The following is a 17565-nucleotide window of genomic DNA, read 5'->3' as shown; positions in this document are numbered from 1 at the left end:
AAAATTGCAGTATCTTATTAGGAAACAAAAAAGCGAATCATGAAATTTACTCTACCGTTATTGTTTGTTGCATTACTGTCGCTCTCAGCTTGCAAACAAAACTCAGAAACTTCCGAAACTGAAGCTCCTGAAATGGGCGAAGAAGTGGCGATGAATGACTATCAATCATTTGGAGATAAAATTACCGACGAAGAAGCGATGACATCCGCCGAAATGGCTTCAAAGTTTAAAGACCTGAAGCCGGGAGATACTGTAGCGGTAAAATTTAAGGCAGAAGTAAATTCGGTCTGTCAGAACAAAGGCTGTTGGATGCGTTTGGATACAGGAGAAGAAGAAACCTTAGTGAAATTCAAGGATTACGGCTTCTTTATGCCGAAAGATATCGCGGGCGACGAGGTAATTGTAAACGGGCTGGCCTTTGTCGATGAGATGAGTGTAGACGATCAACGTCATCTTGCCGAAGATGCCGGAAAAACGCCGGAAGAAGTCGCGGCCATTACCGAGCCCAAGCGAACCCTTTCCATTATTTCAGACGGTGTCTTACTGGTTGTAGACGAAGAATAGGTATTTTGAAACGGGAATTTCTCAAAACGGGTGACGGTTCTATGACCATTCGCTTACCCAATTGGGATGAACAATACCATTCAAAACACGGTGCCATCGCCGAGGCAAAACATGTCTTTATCGCTTCGGGATTAGAACACCTTCTCGCATCATTACCCCAAATACCAACACCCCTTCAGGTGCTCGAAATGGGGTTTGGGACAGGGCTTAATGCTCTGCTTACCTTTCAATTCGCAATGGAAACTGAACTTCCAGTGGCATACGTAGGCATTGAAGGATACCCCATAAAATCTTCAGAAATACCTTTTCTAAATTATGCCGAACAATTGTCGGTGCCTGCCGAAACCTTTCAGGCGTTTCACGATTGTTCGTGGGGCGAGGTACACGCATTGCGTCCTTTCTTTCACTTGGAAAAACGAGCACAGCAGTTCGAAACGCTTCAAGAGGATAATAGATATCACCTCGTATACTACGACGCCTTTGGGCCACGGGTACAACCCGAATTATGGGAAGTTTCCGTATTAGAACGCTTATATCAGGCCTTACAACCGGCCGGTGTTCTAGTCACGTATTGTGCGAAAGGATCCGTTCGCCGAAATTTAGAAGCGATTGGATTTAAGGTAGAACGATTGCCGGGTCCACCGGGCAAACGAGAAATGCTTCGTGCCACGAAAATGTGAGGCAGCATGTGGGTGATTGCAAGGGTTGCGAGCGAGAGAAGTGATGATATTCCCTATAATCGTTAAACTTGGTTAATAGCGCGTTAATCCGCAGCAATATTGGCTATAAAAATAGTATCTTTTTACAAAAATGAAGCGAGGCTATGAGGATATTGATTGCAGGAGCAACAGGGCTTATTGGAACGGAGTTAGTAACGCAGGCACTGGATGCGGGGATAGGGGTTCACTACCTAACAACACGGAAAGAAGCGATAAAAAAAGAGGAACATTATAAGGGATTCTTATGGGATCCCAGCAATGGAACGATTGATAAGGCCGCATTTAAAGATGTCACTGCTATTGTGAATCTGGCAGGTACTTCGGTATCAAAACGCTGGACTTCCCAAAACAAGAAAAAGATAATGAACAGTCGGATTCAAACGGCTGAATTATTGTACAACACACTTCAAGAGATAGATCATGTGGTGACCCATTATATTTCGGCCAGCGGAATAAGCATTTATCCGAACTCAAAAACGCGCCTGTATTCAGAAGAAGAAACAGCCGTGGATGATAGTTTTCTGGCAAAGGTCGTAGTGGCCTGGGAGGCTGCCGCCGACCGATTCAAAGAACTGGACCTTAAAGTTGCCAAATTGCGTACAGGAATTGTTTTTGACGCCGAAGAAGGCGCTTTACCGCAATTGGTCAAACCGCTAAAATTAGGTTTTGGAGCCTTGCTCGGCAGTGGTAAACAATGGCAATCCTGGATTCATATAGAAGATATTGCAGGTATCTATTTACACATTATTAAACACGGGCTAGAAGGGGTTTACAATGTAGCATCTCCCAACCCATTAACGCACAAACGCCTTATGTTCTGCATCGCTAAAATTATTGATAAGAATATTTGGTTGCCGAATATACCTTCCTTCTTCTTAAAGCTAGTCTTAGGTGAAATGGCCGTCTTGGTGGTGGAAGGGCAATTGGTAAGCAGCAAGAAAATTGAAGCGGCCGGGTACGAATTCCATTTTGTGAACCCTCAGCTCGCTTTAGAAGACCTCTTATAACAAAAAAACGCCCGATTCGGGCGTTTTTTTAATGTGTTGACTGCTTGCATTATTTGCTTCCGTGCAATTCGATCACTAACTCAATATCGTCGTTGATAAAATTATCTTGAAGGTTGTCGAATGCGCTCTTCGACTTAAAATTAATATTCCAATTGGTGCGATCGATGGTGAACGTTTCGCTCTTCAGGAATATTTCATCTCCCGGAAAAGAAACCGTAGCCGGGAATTCGATGTTTTGAGTTACATCCTTAATCGTCAAATTTCCGCTAACGGTGAGATTGCCGTTTTCGCCAGAAACCCCCGTAAGTTCAAACGTCGCGGTTGGGTACTGTCCCACATCAAAGAAATCTTCCTTTTTATCTTCGTCGGTTCCCTTTAGGTGCGCCTCCAGATTCGCTTTCATATCTCCGTCCAGGTCGGTTACGGTAATGGTGTTCATATCCATAACAAAACTACCCGACTCGATATTGCGGTCTACAGCCGTCAATTCTCCAGATTTCAATTGCACAGTTCCTGTATGGGTTCCGGTAGGCTTTTGCCCTTTCCAATTAATGACCGATTTTTGGGTATCTACCGAATACACGGTAGATGCGTCAGAACGTTCGGCTACTTCCTTTTCTTCAGAAACTTCCGCGTCTTTTTTGGCATTATCATTACAAGCAACACTCGCAAGAAGCGCGAGTCCGAGTAAGGCTTTCAAAGTGAATTGCTTCATCATTTAGTTGGTTTTTTAAGGTTAGACTACAAAGATATTTAAGAGGGCCGTTTGATGTTCTTAAAAGTCTATTAAATAATTCAATGACATTTTGACATTTTAATAGGAATGGCAGTACTTTTGTTCCCTTCTGAAAAAATTAGACAAAGCTGTATGAGCAAAAAAGATAAAAAGAAAGGCAAAACGTCTGCGGAAGACGTTGCAGTTCAAGAAAAAGAAGCCACTACTGAAATGGCTTCAGAAACTTCTGAAGGCAGTGATAATGAAGTAGATCAGTTGCGAAATGAGGTGAGCCAGGAGAAAGAACGGTACCTCCGATTGTTTGCTGATTTTGAAAATTATAAGAAGCGAACCGGAAAGGAACGCATCGAACTTTTTAAAACGGCGGGCCAGGACGTAATGGTGTCGTTATTACCCGTGTTAGACGACTTTGATCGTGCTTTGAAGGAGATTGAAAAAAGTGATGACGATGTGCTATTTCAAGGCGTAACACTGATCAGCAATAAGTTGCGTGAAACGTTACGGGCGAAAGGATTGGAGCCTGTTGGAACAAAAGCGGGAGATGTTTTTGATTCTGAAATACACGAGGCGGTAACGCAGATTCCTGCACCCAGTGAGGATATGAAAGGAAAAATCATTGATGTGATCGAAAAAGGATACACGCTGGGAGAAAAAATCATCCGCTATCCAAAAGTGGTTATAGGACAATAATATGAAGGAAGATTATTACGACATACTAGGAATTTCAAAAAATGCAACGGCTGCTGAGATAAAAAAGGCATACCGAAAAATGGCCATTAAGTATCACCCCGATAAGAACCCGGGGGACGAGAAGGCCGAGGAGATGTTTAAAAAATCGGCAGAAGCCTATGAAGTGCTGAGCAATCCCGATAAGAAGGCTAAATACGATCAGTTTGGTCATCAGGCCTTTGAAGGTGGTTTTGGCGGTGCCGGTGGTGGCATGAACATGGACGATATCTTTAGTCAGTTTGGTGATATCTTCGGAAGTGCTTTTGGAGGCGGTGGCGGCTTCAGTGGCTTTGGCGGTTTTGGTGGCGGAGGTCAGCGTCGCGTTAAAGGAAGTAATTTGCGCATTCGCGTGAAATTAACCTTGGAAGAAATCGCTAACGGTGTTGAAAAGAAAATTAAGGTGAAGCGAAAGAAAGTCGCGAAAGGGACTACGTTCAAGACCTGCGGCACTTGTAACGGTACCGGGCAAATGACACGTATTCAGAACACCATACTCGGGCGTATGCAGACGGCAACCACCTGTTCTTCCTGTGGAGGCGCCGGACAAGTGATGGACCGCAAAGGGGATGGAGCCGATTCGAATGGATTGGCCACCGTAGAGGAAACGGTTTCTATTAAGATCCCGGCCGGTGTTGTAGATGGTATGCAACTTAAAGTTTCCGGAAAGGGGAATGACGCGCCGGGCGATGGAATTCCGGGAGATCTTTTGGTAGCTATTGAGGAAAAGCAACACCCAACCTTGCAACGCGACGGGGATAATCTTCATTACGATTTATACATTAGTTTTTCCGAAGCAGCGCTGGGAACCTCCAAAGAAATTGATACGGTAACCGGGAAAGTGCGCATCAAGATTGAGAATGGTACGCAGAGCGGAAAAATACTCCGACTACGCAATAAAGGAATTCCGAGTATTAATGGATACGGTTCGGGAGATTTGCTGGTTCATGTAAATGTCTGGACACCCAAAACCCTTACGTCAGAACAGCGCGAATTCTTTGATAAGATGAGTGATGACGAGCATTTTCAGCCGAAACCTGAGAAGCAAGATAAATCCTTTTTTGAAAAAGTAAAAGATATGTTTTCTTAAGAGAACGTTAATTCAAATTATTTATCTATATTTGAATATCGCTTAGTCTTGATAAGCGATAATTTTTCTTTTTCATAGCAATTTTTTTCCCACCCTAGGCATTGTCTAGGGTGGGTTTTGTTTTTTACTTCAGTTTTATTTCTTCCACTTATGTCTTTCAAAGGGATGATACGCGCAAAGCCCCTAAAATAATCTTAATGTTTCTCTGGCTTCGCAGGCAAATAGCTATCTTTACGATTACGCATTATATCTATGGAAAAACTACTAGTAGCGAAGAACGTTTCAAAATCTTTTGGCAGCTTTACCGCATTGAATGACGTTTCTATTGAAGTCCCCAAAGGCAGTGTTTTTGGTCTGTTAGGCCCTAACGGTGCGGGAAAGACAACGTTTATCAGAATTATCAATCAAATTACCATGCCCGATACGGGTTCGGTTACCTTAGACGGTGAACCCTTACATCCTTCTCATATTGCACACATCGGGTACTTGCCGGAGGAACGCGGACTTTATAAATCGATGAAAGTAGGGGAGCAGGCCCTGTATTTGGCACAGTTAAAGGGACTGGACAAGCAGGAGGCTAAGAAACGACTTCGGTATTGGTTTGAACGTCTGGAAATTGGAGATTGGTGGGACAAAAAGATTCAGGAACTCTCCAAAGGAATGGCACAGAAGATTCAGTTTGTGGTCACTGTATTGCACCAACCCAAATTACTCATTTTTGATGAGCCTTTCAGCGGCTTCGATCCCATCAATGCGAATCTAATAAAAGACGAAATTCTTCAACTAAGAGAACAAGGAGCTACCGTTATTTTTTCGACCCACCGTATGGAAAGCGTGGAGGAAATGTGCGATCATATTGCGCTCATTCACAAGTCGAATAAAATTCTAGACGGTCGGTTGGTGGATATCAAGCGTGCCTACAAGAACAATACCTATGAAGTGGGCTTGCTAACCGAAAACGAATCGCAAGTGGTGGCTGAACTAAAAGAGCGTTTTGAAGTAAACCCGGCACATTTTAAAACCATTAACGACGAGCTGCAATACAAAATTCAAATTCCGGAAACGGCTTCCCCTAATGATCTGATTCAGTTTTTGACGCAACGCGGACAAATCACACATTTTGTGGAAGTAGTGCCCTCAGCCAACGATATCTTTATTGAAACTGTAAAAAATAACTAGCATGAACCATTTATCATTAGTGATAAAACGTGAGTACCTCACCAAGATAAGAAACAAGAGCTTCATCGTCATGACGTTTATGAGTCCGTTGATCATGGTGGGAATCTTTGCTTTGGTCGCCTATTTATCACAACTCAATAATGAGAAAATACGCGTCATCGATGTCCTAGATGAGAGCGGCATGTTTCGAGGCTATTTACAAGGTAATGAGAATATAAGCTTTGAAATGCTTTCCGAAGAAACCTCTTTAGAAGAAGCCAAAACAAATAGTTCCGAATCGGAGGACTACGGACTACTATACATCCCCAAAACGAGTACGATCGCAGAACTGGAATCGAGTATTGTTTTTTATTCGGAAGATTCGCCCGCACTGACGATGATGAACGATCTGGAAAATGCGTTGGAATCGCGGGCCAATGCCCTAAAGCTCGAGGAAGCCGGGTACGATGCCACTACGATTAAAAACCTCCGATTAAATATTCGTCCGAAATTGGAAACCTTCGCCGGGGAAGAAACCTCTAAAATGGGCTCTGGATTAAAGCTCATCTTTGGAGGCGCCGCAGGGTACCTGCTCTTTATGTTCATTATTATCTACGGAAACATGATCATGCGAAGTGTGATCGAAGAAAAAACCAGTAGGATCGTGGAGGTCATTATTTCTTCGGTTAAGCCTACTAAGTTATTATTAGGGAAGATCATTGGAACCTCACTGGCAGGGGTGACTCAGTTTGCGGCTTGGGTTGTTTTAATTGGTGTCTTCGGTTGGGTAATTACAGCGATCTTTGGAATCGACCCTTCAGCCATGCAACAACAACAAGCAGCGACTCAAGCGGCCGCAATGGGCGGTATGGAGAAAATGGTGCAGGATGTATTCATGGAGATTAGTAACCTGCCTATCCTAAACCTAATTGTTATGTTCTTGTTGTTTTTTGTAGGCGGGTATTTACTGTACGCTTCGCTCTATGCCTCTGTTGGGGCTGCCGTAGATAGCGAAACCGATACGCAACAATTCATATTTCCTATTTTGATGCCGTTGATCCTGGCGGTTTATGTAGGATTTTTTACCGTGATCGATAATCCGCATGGCATGGTGTCGCAGGTGTTCTCATACATTCCGTTTACTTCGCCGGTAGTCATGCTTATGCGTATTCCATTTGGAGTTCCCCTTTGGCAGCAACTTATTTCAGTGGCCATTCTCTTTATTACCTTCTTTGCAACCGTGTGGTTGGCAGCGAAGATCTATCGCGTTGGAATTTTAATGTATGGAAAGAAAGCGAGCTACAAAGAATTGATAAAATGGTTAAAGTACTAAGCAGATAGCATCGTGATACAGGAAGAAAAAGTTAAAGATAAAATTGAGGAGGTTGTCACCGAAGATATTTGGGGCAGCATCAAGCAATTTTTAGACTTAGGATTTCACTTCGGGGAGGAGCAAAACCAGATCCATATAACCATTGGTCTCCTGCTCTTGGTGATTCTTTCGTTCTTATCTGCCAGTTTCATATTACGGTGGATCCGGATGTTCTTCACACGTAAAATGGAAGAGACCGATAAGCTGAAATTTATCAGTGTCTTCAAGTTCATCAAATACGTAACCTATATCATCGTTGTATTTGCAACACTGAGCTTTGCGGGAATTAACATCACTCCTTTCCTGGCAGCCTCTGCTGCCTTACTGGTGGGACTAGGCTTAGCGCTACAGGAATTTTTTAAAGATGTGATGGGAGGTATTTTTATCATGGTTGATAAATCGCTCATGGTAGGAGATATTATTGAGGTAGATAGTAAGGTGGGGCGTGTAATCGATATTAAATTACGTACCAGTAGAGCCATAACCAGGGATGATAAGATCATTATCATTCCCAACCACATGTTCATAGAAGATATCATCTATAACTACACGCAAAACCATCGCACCACTCGCGAATCTGTACAAGTTGGCGTTGCCTACGGAAGTGATACGCAACTCGTTAAAAAGTTGTTGCTGCAGGCTGTCGATAAACAACCGGGTGTGCTCAAAAAGCCGCAGCCCTTTGTGCTTTTTGAAGACTTTGGAGATTCCGCCTTGATTTTCAGTGTTCTCTTTTTTATCAACGATAGCTTTGTCGATCCACGGATTAAAAGTGAAATTCGTTTTCGCATCGATTCGCTCTTCCGAGATAATAAGATCACAATCCCATTCCCACAACGCGATGTTCACATTTTTGAAACCCCTTCAACCAAGAACCTTTAATTAATAAAAACTTTATGCATAAGATATCTTTCAAACATCTTTTAATGAGCCTCGTATGTTGCTCTGTATTTTCAATAGCCAATGCACAAACTACCGACATAGCGAGGGTAGAATACTTGTACATTCCATTTTCGGGCTCCGATAACTCCCTACAACGCTATCGAGCCTTGGTGCAGGCGCCGATACCGATAGATCGGGATACCGATCAATACTTTGTTGTCGGACTCGAATATCGGTTTATCGATATCGACATTGAAAATAATCTGGTGTTGACACAACAACAAATAGATCAGGTAAACACTCTGCATCGAATTGAGGGATATCTCGGCTATACCTTTCGGTTGAAAGAACACTGGATCATGGGCGTTCGCGCCGGAGCACGAATCAATTCGAATTTGGAAAGCAGTGTTATTTCCGATGACATTATTTACACCGCCGCCGCCTACGTTATTATCGATCACAAAAAAGACGAGAGCGTTTCCAAACCGTGGCGTTTGATCATGGGACTTAATTATACCTCAACCCCGGGACGAAATTTTCCACTGCCGTTGATCAACTATTATCGGGAGTTTCATCCCGATTGGACCTACACTGTCGGGGTGCCAAAAATGAACTTACGACGGTATCTCAATACCTCTCATAAGGATGCTTTACAGGCTTTTGTGACCCTTGATAATTTCTTTGCGAACATTCAGAATAACTTTTTCGTAAACGGAAATCCCAACACTCCGGCACAAAACATTTCGATGACAAACGTACTGGCCGGATTGGGATACGAACATTACTTTACCGATCATTTATTATATTACGGCTATCTGGCACATACCTTGCACAATGAATTTCGATTGCGCGATGACACACGAGAAACGGCGTATGTGATCGATAATGGAAATTCCTTTTATTTTAGAACCGGAATTAAATTTAAATTTTAAACATGCCCAAAATCTTAATAATTGAGGACGAAGCGGCCATTCGTCGCGTATTGGTAAAAATCTTAACGGAAGAAAGCGACTCATATGAAGTGCAGGAGGCGGAAGACGGATTGGCGGGAGTTGAACTGATTAAGAAAGAAGACTTTGACTTAGTACTTTGTGATATCAAAATGCCCAAAATGGATGGTGTCGAAGTTCTGGAAGCCGTTAAAAAAATAAAACCTGAAATTCCGATTGTAATGATTTCCGGACATGGCGATCTGGATACAGCTGTGAATACTATGCGCCTGGGGGCGTTTGATTATATTTCGAAACCGCCAGACCTCAACCGACTTCTAAATACCGTACGGAATGCGCTGGATCGAAAAGAACTGGTCAAAGAAAATACACGCCTGAAGAAAAAGGTGAGTAAAAACTACCAGATGATCGGAGATTCAAAAGAGATCGAACAGATCAAAGACATGATCGAAAAGGTAGCTCCTACCGAAGCGCGGGTGTTGATTACAGGGCCTAATGGGACAGGAAAAGAACTGGTAGCCCATTGGTTGCATCAAAAAAGCGATCGCTCCAAAGGTCCGATGATCGAAGTAAATTGTGCCGCTATTCCAAGTGAACTTATTGAAAGCGAACTGTTTGGACATGTAAAAGGGGCGTTTACCTCCGCCAATAAAGACCGGGCCGGAAAGTTTGAAGCCGCCAACAAAGGAACCATTTTCTTGGATGAGGTAGGCGATATGAGTCTGTCTGCTCAGGCGAAAGTACTGCGTGCCTTACAAGAAAATAAGGTACAACGCGTGGGTAGCGATAAAGACATTAAAGTAGATGTTCGTATTATCGCGGCCACCAACAAGGACCTCAAGAAGGAAATTGAGGAAGGGAACTTTCGGGAAGACCTCTATCACCGTTTGGCGGTTATTTTGATAAAAGTGCCACCCCTTAATGAGCGGCGAGATGACATTCCGCTATTGGTTAATTACTTTACGGAAAAGATTGCCGACGAGCATGGAACCGCCCAAAAGAATTTTTCAGAAAAGGCCCTGCAGCTATTGAAAGAATACGATTGGACCGGAAATGTACGCGAGCTGCGTAATGTCGTTGAGCGCCTCATTATCTTAGGGGGAAGTGAAGTTAGTGAAAAAGATGTTCAATCTTTTGCAAGCAAATAAGTATGAAAGCTATTGAAATATCAGATTTTAAAGTCACCGAACCCATTCAGCTCCACGACCGCGAGACGGAGATCGATTTAGAGGGTTCAGAAAAAGAAATTAAAAAAGCACTTAAAAACACTCGTGAAATACTGGGAGAATTACAAGATACGCTGTATGCCCATGGGAAATACGCCGTGTTGGTATGTCTCCAGGGAATGGATACCGCGGGGAAGGACAGCCTGATTCGGGAAGTGTTTAAAGATTTTAACGTGCGTGGTGTGGTAGTACATAGTTTTAAGGTGCCTACCGACCTTGAGCGAAAACACGATTATCTGTGGCGGCATTATATCGCCTTGCCGGCGCGTGGAAAATTTGGGGTCTTCAACAGAACCCACTACGAAAATGTACTGGTAACTCGAGTACACCCCGAATATATTTTAGGTGAACACCTTCCCGATGTTCACGATCTCGATGATATAAACGACGCCTTTTGGCATCGCCGCTTCGAGCAGATTAAGAATTTTGAAGAATCGATCGCTCAAAACGGTACAATCATTTTTAAATTCTTTCTCCATTTGTCGAAAGAGGAACAGAAAGATCGGTTGCTTCGTCGACTCAATAAGCCCAATAAAAACTGGAAGTTCTCTCCGGGCGATTTGGACGAACGCCAGTTATGGGATCGCTATATGGAATGTTATGAAGATGCTATCAATCGAACGTCCGCTCCGCATGCTCCGTGGTACGTAATTCCCGCAGACGACAAACCGACGGCGCGGTTTACGGTTGCTGAAATACTCCTGCAAGAACTGCAGCAGTATGAAGATATCAAAGAGCCCGAACTCGCCCCCAAAATAAAAGCCGAAATAGAAACGTTCAAAGACCGACTGAAACATGAATAATGCATCAAATATGTCACGTATACTAGTACTCTTATTACTTCTTACCCTGGGTAGTTTCAATTCGGTGAAGGCACAACAAGTCAAACAGAAAGATTCTCTTATGATACGTTCTATCTACGATATGGCGTTGCTTCAAGGGAAAAGCTATGAGTGGCTCGAGTATCTTTCTAACGAGATAGGAGGTCGGTTATCAGGTTCCTTAGAAGCCGAACGAGCGGTAAAATATACCGAAGCAGAATTGAAAGCATTGGGATTGGACAAGGTTTGGCTGCAACCGGTCATGGTGCCCAAATGGACGCGAGGTACCAAAGAGTACGCCTATATTGAAACGGCGCCGGGCATCTCTACAACAACCAATATTTGTGCGTTGGGAGGGTCGGTTCCTACCCCGGCTATCGGACTCAAAGCGGAGGTGATTGAAGTACAAGGGCTTGATGACCTAGAGCGCTACGGAAGAGAAGCGATTGAGGGTAAAATAGTGTTCTACAATCGTCCCATGCAGGCCGATCTCATCAATACGTTTGAAGCCTATGGCGGATGTGTCGATCAGCGGTATGCGGGCGCTATGGAAGCCGCCAAGTATGGAGCGGTGGGCATTGTGGTTCGTTCAATGAATTTACGGCAAGACGATTATCCACACACCGGCTCAATGAGCTATGGAGACACTCCGGCCAATCAACGAATTCCAGCTTGCGCCATTAGCACCAATGGAGCCGACTATCTCAGCAGTGCTTTAAAGATCAAACCCGATTTAAAATTCTATTTCAAACAAAACTGTAAGACCTATGACGATGTACAGTCCTATAACGTCATTGGAGAAATAACCGGTAGTACCTATCCCGATAAATATATGGTAGTGGGTGGACATTTGGATTCATGGGACTTAGGAGATGGTTCCCACGACGATGGGGCAGGATGTGTGCAGTCGATGGAAGTATTGCGGTTGTTCAAAAAACTGAACTATCAGCCCAAACATAGCATACGGGTGGTCTTGTTTATGAACGAAGAGAATGGCCTTCGCGGCGGTAACAAATACGCGGAAGAGGCCAAACTTAAAAACGAACAGCACGTATTTGCTTTAGAAAGCGACGCAGGCGGATTCACCCCCAGAGGTTTTTCGTTTGATATGGATCAGGCTAATATGGAACAAGTGGCCTCATGGAAGCCACTATTCAAGCCGTATTTGATTCACTATTTTGAAATGGGGGGAAGCGGCGCCGATATCGGACCGCTCAAAGAAAAAGGAATGGTGCTCGCCGGACTGCGACCCGATTCACAACGCTATTTTGATCATCACCATGCCGAAAACGATACGTTCGATGCCGTAAATAAACGCGAACTGGAACTTGGAGGCGCCGCCATGGCTAGTCTTATTTACCTTTTTGACACCTATGGAACGAAAACAGAAATGACTCCTGTAAAGAATTAATAAAGGAGGCACCAGGGTAAATCTTGATAGGGATTTCCTAATATCATTCTGAATTTGAGCCGATTTCGCTATCTTTAAGTGGAAACGAATGATAGCTATGCCGGTATTTTCGCTATACAGTATTTGCTTTAAATCCTTTGGAAAAGGGTTATTATGGTTGTGCTGCTTCGCAATAATTCTTACCAATGCAAGCGCACAGGCGTTAGATGGGGAAGCAAGAAATGCCGTTCCAAATTATAAAGAACAGGCCTTACAATCTGCCGCTGCGGGTGATGCCGAAGCAGCCACGGAAGCGCTTGAAAAGTATCTGTCTGCAACTGGCGACCTCACCCTCCTGAATGATCATTTGTTTGCTTCAATTAAGGAAGATGCTGCTTACACCCACTTAAAAGCGCATTACCTTCCTAAACTGAGTTTGCTAGGGGTGCTCTACATATTAGCCGGATTATTTGGTGTGTTTGTTAGCATTATGTTGTTTTTCAGAAGGACCAAAAAGAGCGTAACCTATCGCTTGATGGGCGCCTTCGTTCTTTTTCATTCGCTCTTCATCTTACACCTAAGCTTGTATGTAACGAACTTACAGTACAGCCTTCCACATGCGCTGTTATTATCTACTACCTTTTCGTTTCTATATGGTCCCTTATTGTACTTCTATTTTAAACGGGTAATCCTAAACTATACATTCCGGTGGTCTGACCTTTTGCATTTAGTACCTTCTGTAGGATTGTTCTTATATATAGTTCCTTTTTACTTACTTCCAGAGATTTCAAAAGTTGAAATTCTATTTTCGAGAACCGACTATCTGATGCCCGGTGCCGTTTGGATTATTTTTGGGAAGATACTTTCCTTAACCATCTACGGATTTCTGATCTATCGTTTGTATGAAAAAAACCGTTCGGCTTCCAAAGAACATTCGTCTCAAGCATTATGGCAACGAAACATTGTGGCCATCTATAGTAGCTATGTTGTTGCCTATATTGCCTATGCGCTCGTCTTAGTGAAGTGGGTACCGGTAAGCGAACTCATCCATCCGCAAATTGTGGTCATGATCGTTTTGGTGCTGTACATTTCATATGTTACCTACAACCAACCTGAAGTATTCGCTGGCAAGACCTCATTGCCTGATCCGGGAAATCTGTTTAAGTATAAAAAATCGCGACTTACCGATTCGCTTTCCGAAGAATTAAAAGAAGAACTTCTACGCTTGCTGGAACAGGAAGAAGTATACAAAGACAATAGCTTGAGCCTGCAGAAATTGGCAGAACTATTGGAAACTTCCAGACATAGCGCCTCACAGGTTATCAATCAGCATTTTCAAATGAATTTTTACGAACTGATCAATTCATACCGGGTGCGCGCCGCCATGCAATTGTTAGAATCGGAAGCCAACCAACAACGAAATATTATCGACATTGCTTACGAAGTAGGCTTTAACAACAAGGTAAGCTTCAACAAATCGTTCAAACGAATCGCAGCCACAACGCCTTCCCAATTCATCGCTTCTTTATCCCAATCTTAGGCTCAAGTAAGAAAATCATTATCGGGATTTACGTTTCTTTACCATTTTAATCGTTACTTGAACTGTAGTTAATTAATAAACAAAGGGACTGTCATAATGATGGTTTGGTTGGTAAAGCCTTGGCAGTCCTCTTTAGTTGTTTCTTTTGTAGTGATTTTCTGTTGCAAACAGAAAATTTGATGGTTAGTTTATCTATCCTTGTGCAAAAAAGAGCTCTTCTTCAAGGGCTCTTTTTTATATCCACCAAACGATAAAGAACTGTTTGATGTCGCTACCCTTTTTTTCATACACTAAAACCGCTCGCTCCCGTGCTATGGCTTCGGCTATTTTAGGTTGCGCTTCTTTCTGTGGAATCCAATCGGGATATAGTGGTGGGGGTAGAAGCCAGTGTCGTTTTGGTGGCAGCGCATAATAGGCGTTGGGGTCTAATTCGTTAAGGGCTTCTTTTCCGCGGTACGTCCCCACTAAAGAGCGTTGTTCAGAGGGAGTCAGGCTACGTGGGTCATGTGCTTCCGGAATAAAGAGAAAAGCGCGTAAGTAGCAACGTTGCTGAAAACTTTCCACCGTGTAGGGAATCAAATCTGCCAACATTTTTTGGGTAATCTCATGGTAGAGCATCGGAAATTGACGGGTTTTCCATTTCTCGTATTTCTTCGGAAGAGAATCGCGGCGATTTGGTCCTATCCAGAGCGTGTGTTCTTCAGAAGACGTATCCAAAAGATAAAATTTACAGGCCATTTCCAAATGAATTGGCGTCTCGAATTTTTTATCGTAAAGCAAAAAGTCTAACTCACCCAGGGTGCTTTTGGCACCATGAATTTGAAGTTGCGAAGCCAACAACTCAAATCTTGTTGACTGCTTCAGATAGACTTCCATGAGATACTCGGCTTGTTTTCCTAAGAGTAGCGGTGTTATAGATTCTGAAGGAGTGGAGTGGTTCAACACTTCCGTTAGGGTAAGGTCCGCAAAAAGGTCTTTTGCCCGGGCGATGGGCAGATTGGGGGTTGCGAAAAAGGAATCGAATATATTAATAGTCTTGTCTTTTTTTTAATTCCTTCCGAAGAAAAAACCATCCTGGGAGGGCGTAAGAAATTCCAAAATAGAGTATCCGCAAACTGTCATACCATCCAGACTGAAACACTCCCACTAGCAGATAAACCCCTGAAAGTCCCCACATCCATCGCATATAGAAGTCGGCTGGTCTGGTTTCCATCCGGGTCCAAAAGAACAGTATCACAAAAAGCAAAGGAACGGGAATCGAAAGTAGCATGCTAAAAAACAGCGCAAACACGGCATTTCCGTAGAGCATTTCCCAATTGCTAAATGATTGCAATAGTACGGCTTCATGAACATACAAAAAGACCGAAACAATACAGCTTCCCGTAAGCACTGAGAGCAACCAATAGCGCAAGATGCCCTTTAATTTCACCGCTTTACCGCTTTTTCGTATCGCTCGATCCAGTCGTTAGCAGTCATTTTTGTGGTCAATTCACCAATCAACTCATATGGAATGTGCTTTGGATTTTTGAAGCGAATGCAACTTTTTCCCATATCCAGTTTGGTAGTAACTTGTTCCGCATATGCGTTTTTGAACCACGCTAAAAGCTCGGGATCACTGTAAAGTCCCATGTGATACAATGCAATATGATTTTTTTGCGAAGCCACGTTCATAAACGGCAGCGGTTGCTTCGGATCGCAATGATAGCCATCGGGATATCGTTCGTGGGGCACTACATAGCCCAACATGCCATAATTCATCTGTTCTTCGAAACCTTCGGGCAGGTTTTCCAAAATAGTGGCCCGCAATTTTTTTATAGGGGCTTTGCGATCTTCCGGTAAGGTGGCGATATACGCCTCTGGAGTGGTGGCATTTGAGGTCATAGGCTCATAATTTAGTGATCTTTTTCCGTAAGGAAAGATACAAAAGGATTACTTCTCAACACATCCATCCCGGATGTTGCACGGGTATTTTCTATTTTTGCTGAAAAGCACACGCAGTGTTATCTCAATACACCAAAGAATTTCGCTATAATATTCAGCTCGCTACTCCGGTCATTTTGGGCATGTTAGGGCATACCTTAGTGGCATTCTTCGATAATATCATGGTAGGGCAATTGGGTACGGCCGAACTGGCAGCGGTATCCTTAGGGAATAGTTTTATGTTCATTGCCATGTCACTGGGTATCGGGTTTTCTACTGCTATTACCCCATTGGTCGCAGAGGCCGATGGTGAAAAGAATGAAGGCAAGGGGAAGGCTGCGTTTAAACACGGACTCTTTCTGTGTACGGTACTTGGCGTGGCTTTATTTCTGATGGTTTTAGGAGCCAAACCCCTAATGTTTATCATGAACCAACCGGCTGAGGTGGTCGAACTGGCAATGCCGTATCTAACGCTTGTGGCCGCATCGCTCGTTCCTCTGATTATTTTTCAAGCCTTTAAGCAGTGTAGCGACGGACTTTCAATGACACGTTACCCCATGTACGCCACTATACTCGCCAATGTAGTGAATATTGTACTCAATTATGTCTTCATCTTCGGCGCTTTTGGGTTTCCGAAGTTGGGCGTTGTGGGAGCCGCCATTGGGACGCTCGCGTCTCGTATCATTATGCTGGCGTATTTATGGTATTTGATGTCGCAGCATCATAAATCGCGCTTTTACGTGCTTCAGATACGGTTTTTTGAACTTCGGAAGGTGATGCTCAAAAAATTGATGAATCTCGGTTTTCCTTCAGCCCTACAAATGTTTTTTGAAGTAGCCATTTTTACCGCGGCCATCTGGTTGTCCGGAATTCTGGGAAAAAATCCACAAGCAGCCAATCAAATAGCCCTCAACCTCTCGTCCATGACCTTTATGGTGGCAACGGGCTTTAGCGTTACGGCCATGATTCGTGTGGGGAACCAAAAAGGACTTAAACGATTTCGAGAACTGCGCCGTATTACCTTTTCCATTGTGCTGCTAAATACCTTGCTCGCTACAGTGTTTGCCATTGCCTTCGCCGTATTTCGAGAACAATTTCCGAAGTTGTACTTAGACTACGATGATGCAACACAATTTGCCGATAACTTTCAAGTTTGGAGCATCGCTTCAAAATTATTGTTGATCGCCGCCATTTTTCAGATTAGTGATTCGCTACAAGTAGTCTTTTTAGGGGCCTTGCGCGGGATGCAGGATGTCAAAGTACCCACGGCCATTACCTTCTTTTCGTATGGGTTGATTGGGTTTCCCGTAAGTTATTATTTAGGAATGCACACCGATTATGCAAGCTCCGGAATTTGGCTGGGATTATTGGCAGGGCTCACCACTTGTGGGGTCTTGTTATTTTTAAGGTTTAACAGACTGTCCAAAAAATTGATTACCGAATAAGTATCTTTGTATCGTAAAC

Annotated in this window: 18 protein-coding genes; 14 read left to right on the top strand and 4 right to left on the bottom strand. The window is 43.5% G+C overall.

From position 1 onward, the window contains the following. Positions 1-39: 39 nt before the first annotated feature. The 3 genes from PO830_RS11600 (at position 40) to PO830_RS11590 (ending at position 2290) form a co-directional block, all read left to right on the top strand. Positions 40-564, top strand: a complete 525-nt coding sequence (locus PO830_RS11600) for a DUF4920 domain-containing protein (RefSeq protein WP_272853739.1) — start codon at positions 40-42, stop codon at positions 562-564. 5 nt (positions 565-569) lie between these two features. Next, positions 570-1244 (top strand): tRNA (5-methylaminomethyl-2-thiouridine)(34)-methyltransferase MnmD, encoded by a 675-nt coding sequence (gene mnmD / locus PO830_RS11595; RefSeq protein ID WP_272853738.1) that lies wholly within the window; start codon positions 570-572, stop codon positions 1242-1244. Between the two features lie 143 nt (positions 1245-1387). Next, positions 1388-2290 carry a TIGR01777 family oxidoreductase gene (locus PO830_RS11590; RefSeq protein WP_272853737.1) on the top strand — a complete coding sequence of 301 codons (903 nt, stop codon included), beginning with the start codon at positions 1388-1390 and terminating at the stop codon, positions 2288-2290. A 49-nt stretch (positions 2291-2339) separates the two neighbouring features. On the opposite strand, the gene PO830_RS11585 is transcribed toward PO830_RS11590, so the two are convergent. Further along, the gene (locus PO830_RS11585; protein WP_272853736.1) at positions 2340-3008 is read right to left on the bottom strand and encodes a YceI family protein; all 669 of its coding nucleotides are present in this window, start codon (positions 3006-3008) and stop codon (positions 2340-2342) included. 150 nt (positions 3009-3158) lie between these two features. Between PO830_RS11585 and PO830_RS11580 the strand changes: the two genes are divergently transcribed. The 10 genes from PO830_RS11580 (at position 3159) to PO830_RS11535 (ending at position 14181) form a co-directional block, all read left to right on the top strand. Further along, positions 3159-3716, top strand: a complete 558-nt coding sequence (locus PO830_RS11580) for a nucleotide exchange factor GrpE (RefSeq protein ID WP_272853735.1) — start codon at positions 3159-3161, stop codon at positions 3714-3716. Between the two features lies 1 nt (position 3717). Then, positions 3718-4842 carry a molecular chaperone DnaJ gene (gene dnaJ, locus PO830_RS11575; protein WP_272853734.1) on the top strand — a complete coding sequence of 375 codons (1125 nt, stop codon included), beginning with the start codon at positions 3718-3720 and terminating at the stop codon, positions 4840-4842. Between the two features lie 252 nt (positions 4843-5094). Continuing rightward, positions 5095-6021 (top strand): ABC transporter ATP-binding protein, encoded by a 927-nt coding sequence (locus PO830_RS11570; RefSeq protein ID WP_272853733.1) that lies wholly within the window; start codon positions 5095-5097, stop codon positions 6019-6021. 1 nt (position 6022) lies between these two features. Further along, positions 6023-7333 carry an ABC transporter permease gene (locus PO830_RS11565; RefSeq protein WP_272853732.1) on the top strand — a complete coding sequence of 437 codons (1311 nt, stop codon included), beginning with the start codon at positions 6023-6025 and terminating at the stop codon, positions 7331-7333. A 12-nt stretch (positions 7334-7345) separates the two neighbouring features. Next, a complete protein-coding gene (locus PO830_RS11560) occupies positions 7346-8254 on the top strand; it encodes a mechanosensitive ion channel family protein (RefSeq protein WP_272853731.1) in 909 nt (302 codons plus the stop codon). A 44-nt stretch (positions 8255-8298) separates the two neighbouring features. Then, positions 8299-9186: a DUF6268 family outer membrane beta-barrel protein gene (locus PO830_RS11555; protein ID WP_272853730.1), complete on the top strand. Its 888-nt coding sequence runs from the start codon at positions 8299-8301 to the stop codon at positions 9184-9186. Between the two features lie 2 nt (positions 9187-9188). Beyond that, a complete protein-coding gene (locus tag PO830_RS11550; RefSeq protein ID WP_272853729.1) occupies positions 9189-10352 on the top strand; it encodes a sigma-54-dependent transcriptional regulator in 1164 nt (387 codons plus the stop codon). A 2-nt stretch (positions 10353-10354) separates the two neighbouring features. Further along, positions 10355-11233: a PPK2 family polyphosphate kinase gene (locus PO830_RS11545; protein WP_272853728.1), complete on the top strand. Its 879-nt coding sequence runs from the start codon at positions 10355-10357 to the stop codon at positions 11231-11233. A 10-nt stretch (positions 11234-11243) separates the two neighbouring features. After that, positions 11244-12662 carry a M28 family peptidase gene (locus PO830_RS11540; protein ID WP_272853727.1) on the top strand — a complete coding sequence of 473 codons (1419 nt, stop codon included), beginning with the start codon at positions 11244-11246 and terminating at the stop codon, positions 12660-12662. A gap of 97 nt (positions 12663-12759) precedes the next feature. Continuing rightward, on the top strand, positions 12760-14181 hold the full coding sequence (locus PO830_RS11535; protein WP_272853726.1) for a helix-turn-helix domain-containing protein: 1422 nt from the start codon (positions 12760-12762) through the stop codon (positions 14179-14181). Positions 14182-14415: 234 nt separating this feature from the next. On the opposite strand, the gene PO830_RS11530 is transcribed toward PO830_RS11535, so the two are convergent. The 3 genes from PO830_RS11530 to PO830_RS11520 all read right to left on the bottom strand — a co-directional run bounded on the left by PO830_RS11530 (position 14416) and on the right by PO830_RS11520 (position 16062). After that, positions 14416-15126 carry a DUF1853 family protein gene (locus PO830_RS11530; protein ID WP_272853725.1) on the bottom strand — a complete coding sequence of 237 codons (711 nt, stop codon included), beginning with the start codon at positions 15124-15126 and terminating at the stop codon, positions 14416-14418. 82 nt (positions 15127-15208) lie between these two features. After that, on the bottom strand, positions 15209-15610 hold the full coding sequence (locus PO830_RS11525) for a hypothetical protein (RefSeq protein WP_272853724.1): 402 nt from the start codon (positions 15608-15610) through the stop codon (positions 15209-15211). Next, positions 15607-16062, bottom strand: a complete 456-nt coding sequence (locus PO830_RS11520; protein WP_272853723.1) for a DUF1801 domain-containing protein — start codon at positions 16060-16062, stop codon at positions 15607-15609. The genes PO830_RS11525 and PO830_RS11520 overlap by 4 nt, the downstream gene beginning before the upstream one ends. A gap of 116 nt (positions 16063-16178) precedes the next feature. Between PO830_RS11520 and PO830_RS11515 the strand changes: the two genes are divergently transcribed. Then, the gene (locus tag PO830_RS11515) at positions 16179-17546 is read left to right on the top strand and encodes an MATE family efflux transporter (protein ID WP_272853722.1); all 1368 of its coding nucleotides are present in this window, start codon (positions 16179-16181) and stop codon (positions 17544-17546) included. Positions 17547-17565: the final 19 nt, after the last annotated feature.

Source organism: Altibacter sp. HG106, from assembly GCF_028561755.1.
GTDB lineage: Bacteria > Bacteroidota > Bacteroidia > Flavobacteriales > Flavobacteriaceae > DFVG01.
The sequence above is the reverse complement of the archived record's forward strand: the minus strand, read 5'-3'. Positions and strand labels throughout refer to the sequence as shown.

Excerpts from the sequence above, each read along its gene's own strand:
- PO830_RS11600 (WP_272853739.1), top strand. The coding sequence starts at position 40 with ATGAAATTTACTCTACCGTTATTGTTTGTTGCATTACTGTCGCTCTCA.
- PO830_RS11590 (WP_272853737.1), top strand. The coding sequence starts at position 1,388 with ATGAGGATATTGATTGCAGGAGCAACAGGGCTTATTGGAACGGAGTTA.
- PO830_RS11585 (WP_272853736.1), bottom strand. The coding sequence starts at position 3,008 with ATGATGAAGCAATTCACTTTGAAAGCCTTACTCGGACTCGCGCTTCTT.
- PO830_RS11580 (WP_272853735.1), top strand. The coding sequence starts at position 3,159 with ATGAGCAAAAAAGATAAAAAGAAAGGCAAAACGTCTGCGGAAGACGTT.
- dnaJ (WP_272853734.1), top strand. The coding sequence starts at position 3,718 with ATGAAGGAAGATTATTACGACATACTAGGAATTTCAAAAAATGCAACG.
- PO830_RS11570 (WP_272853733.1), top strand. The coding sequence starts at position 5,095 with ATGGAAAAACTACTAGTAGCGAAGAACGTTTCAAAATCTTTTGGCAGC.
- PO830_RS11565 (WP_272853732.1), top strand. The coding sequence starts at position 6,023 with ATGAACCATTTATCATTAGTGATAAAACGTGAGTACCTCACCAAGATA.
- PO830_RS11555 (WP_272853730.1), top strand. The coding sequence starts at position 8,299 with ATGAGCCTCGTATGTTGCTCTGTATTTTCAATAGCCAATGCACAAACT.
- PO830_RS11550 (WP_272853729.1), top strand. The coding sequence starts at position 9,189 with ATGCCCAAAATCTTAATAATTGAGGACGAAGCGGCCATTCGTCGCGTA.
- PO830_RS11545 (WP_272853728.1), top strand. The coding sequence starts at position 10,355 with ATGAAAGCTATTGAAATATCAGATTTTAAAGTCACCGAACCCATTCAG.
- PO830_RS11540 (WP_272853727.1), top strand. The coding sequence starts at position 11,244 with ATGTCACGTATACTAGTACTCTTATTACTTCTTACCCTGGGTAGTTTC.
- PO830_RS11535 (WP_272853726.1), top strand. The coding sequence starts at position 12,760 with ATGCCGGTATTTTCGCTATACAGTATTTGCTTTAAATCCTTTGGAAAA.
- PO830_RS11520 (WP_272853723.1), bottom strand. The coding sequence starts at position 16,062 with ATGACCTCAAATGCCACCACTCCAGAGGCGTATATCGCCACCTTACCG.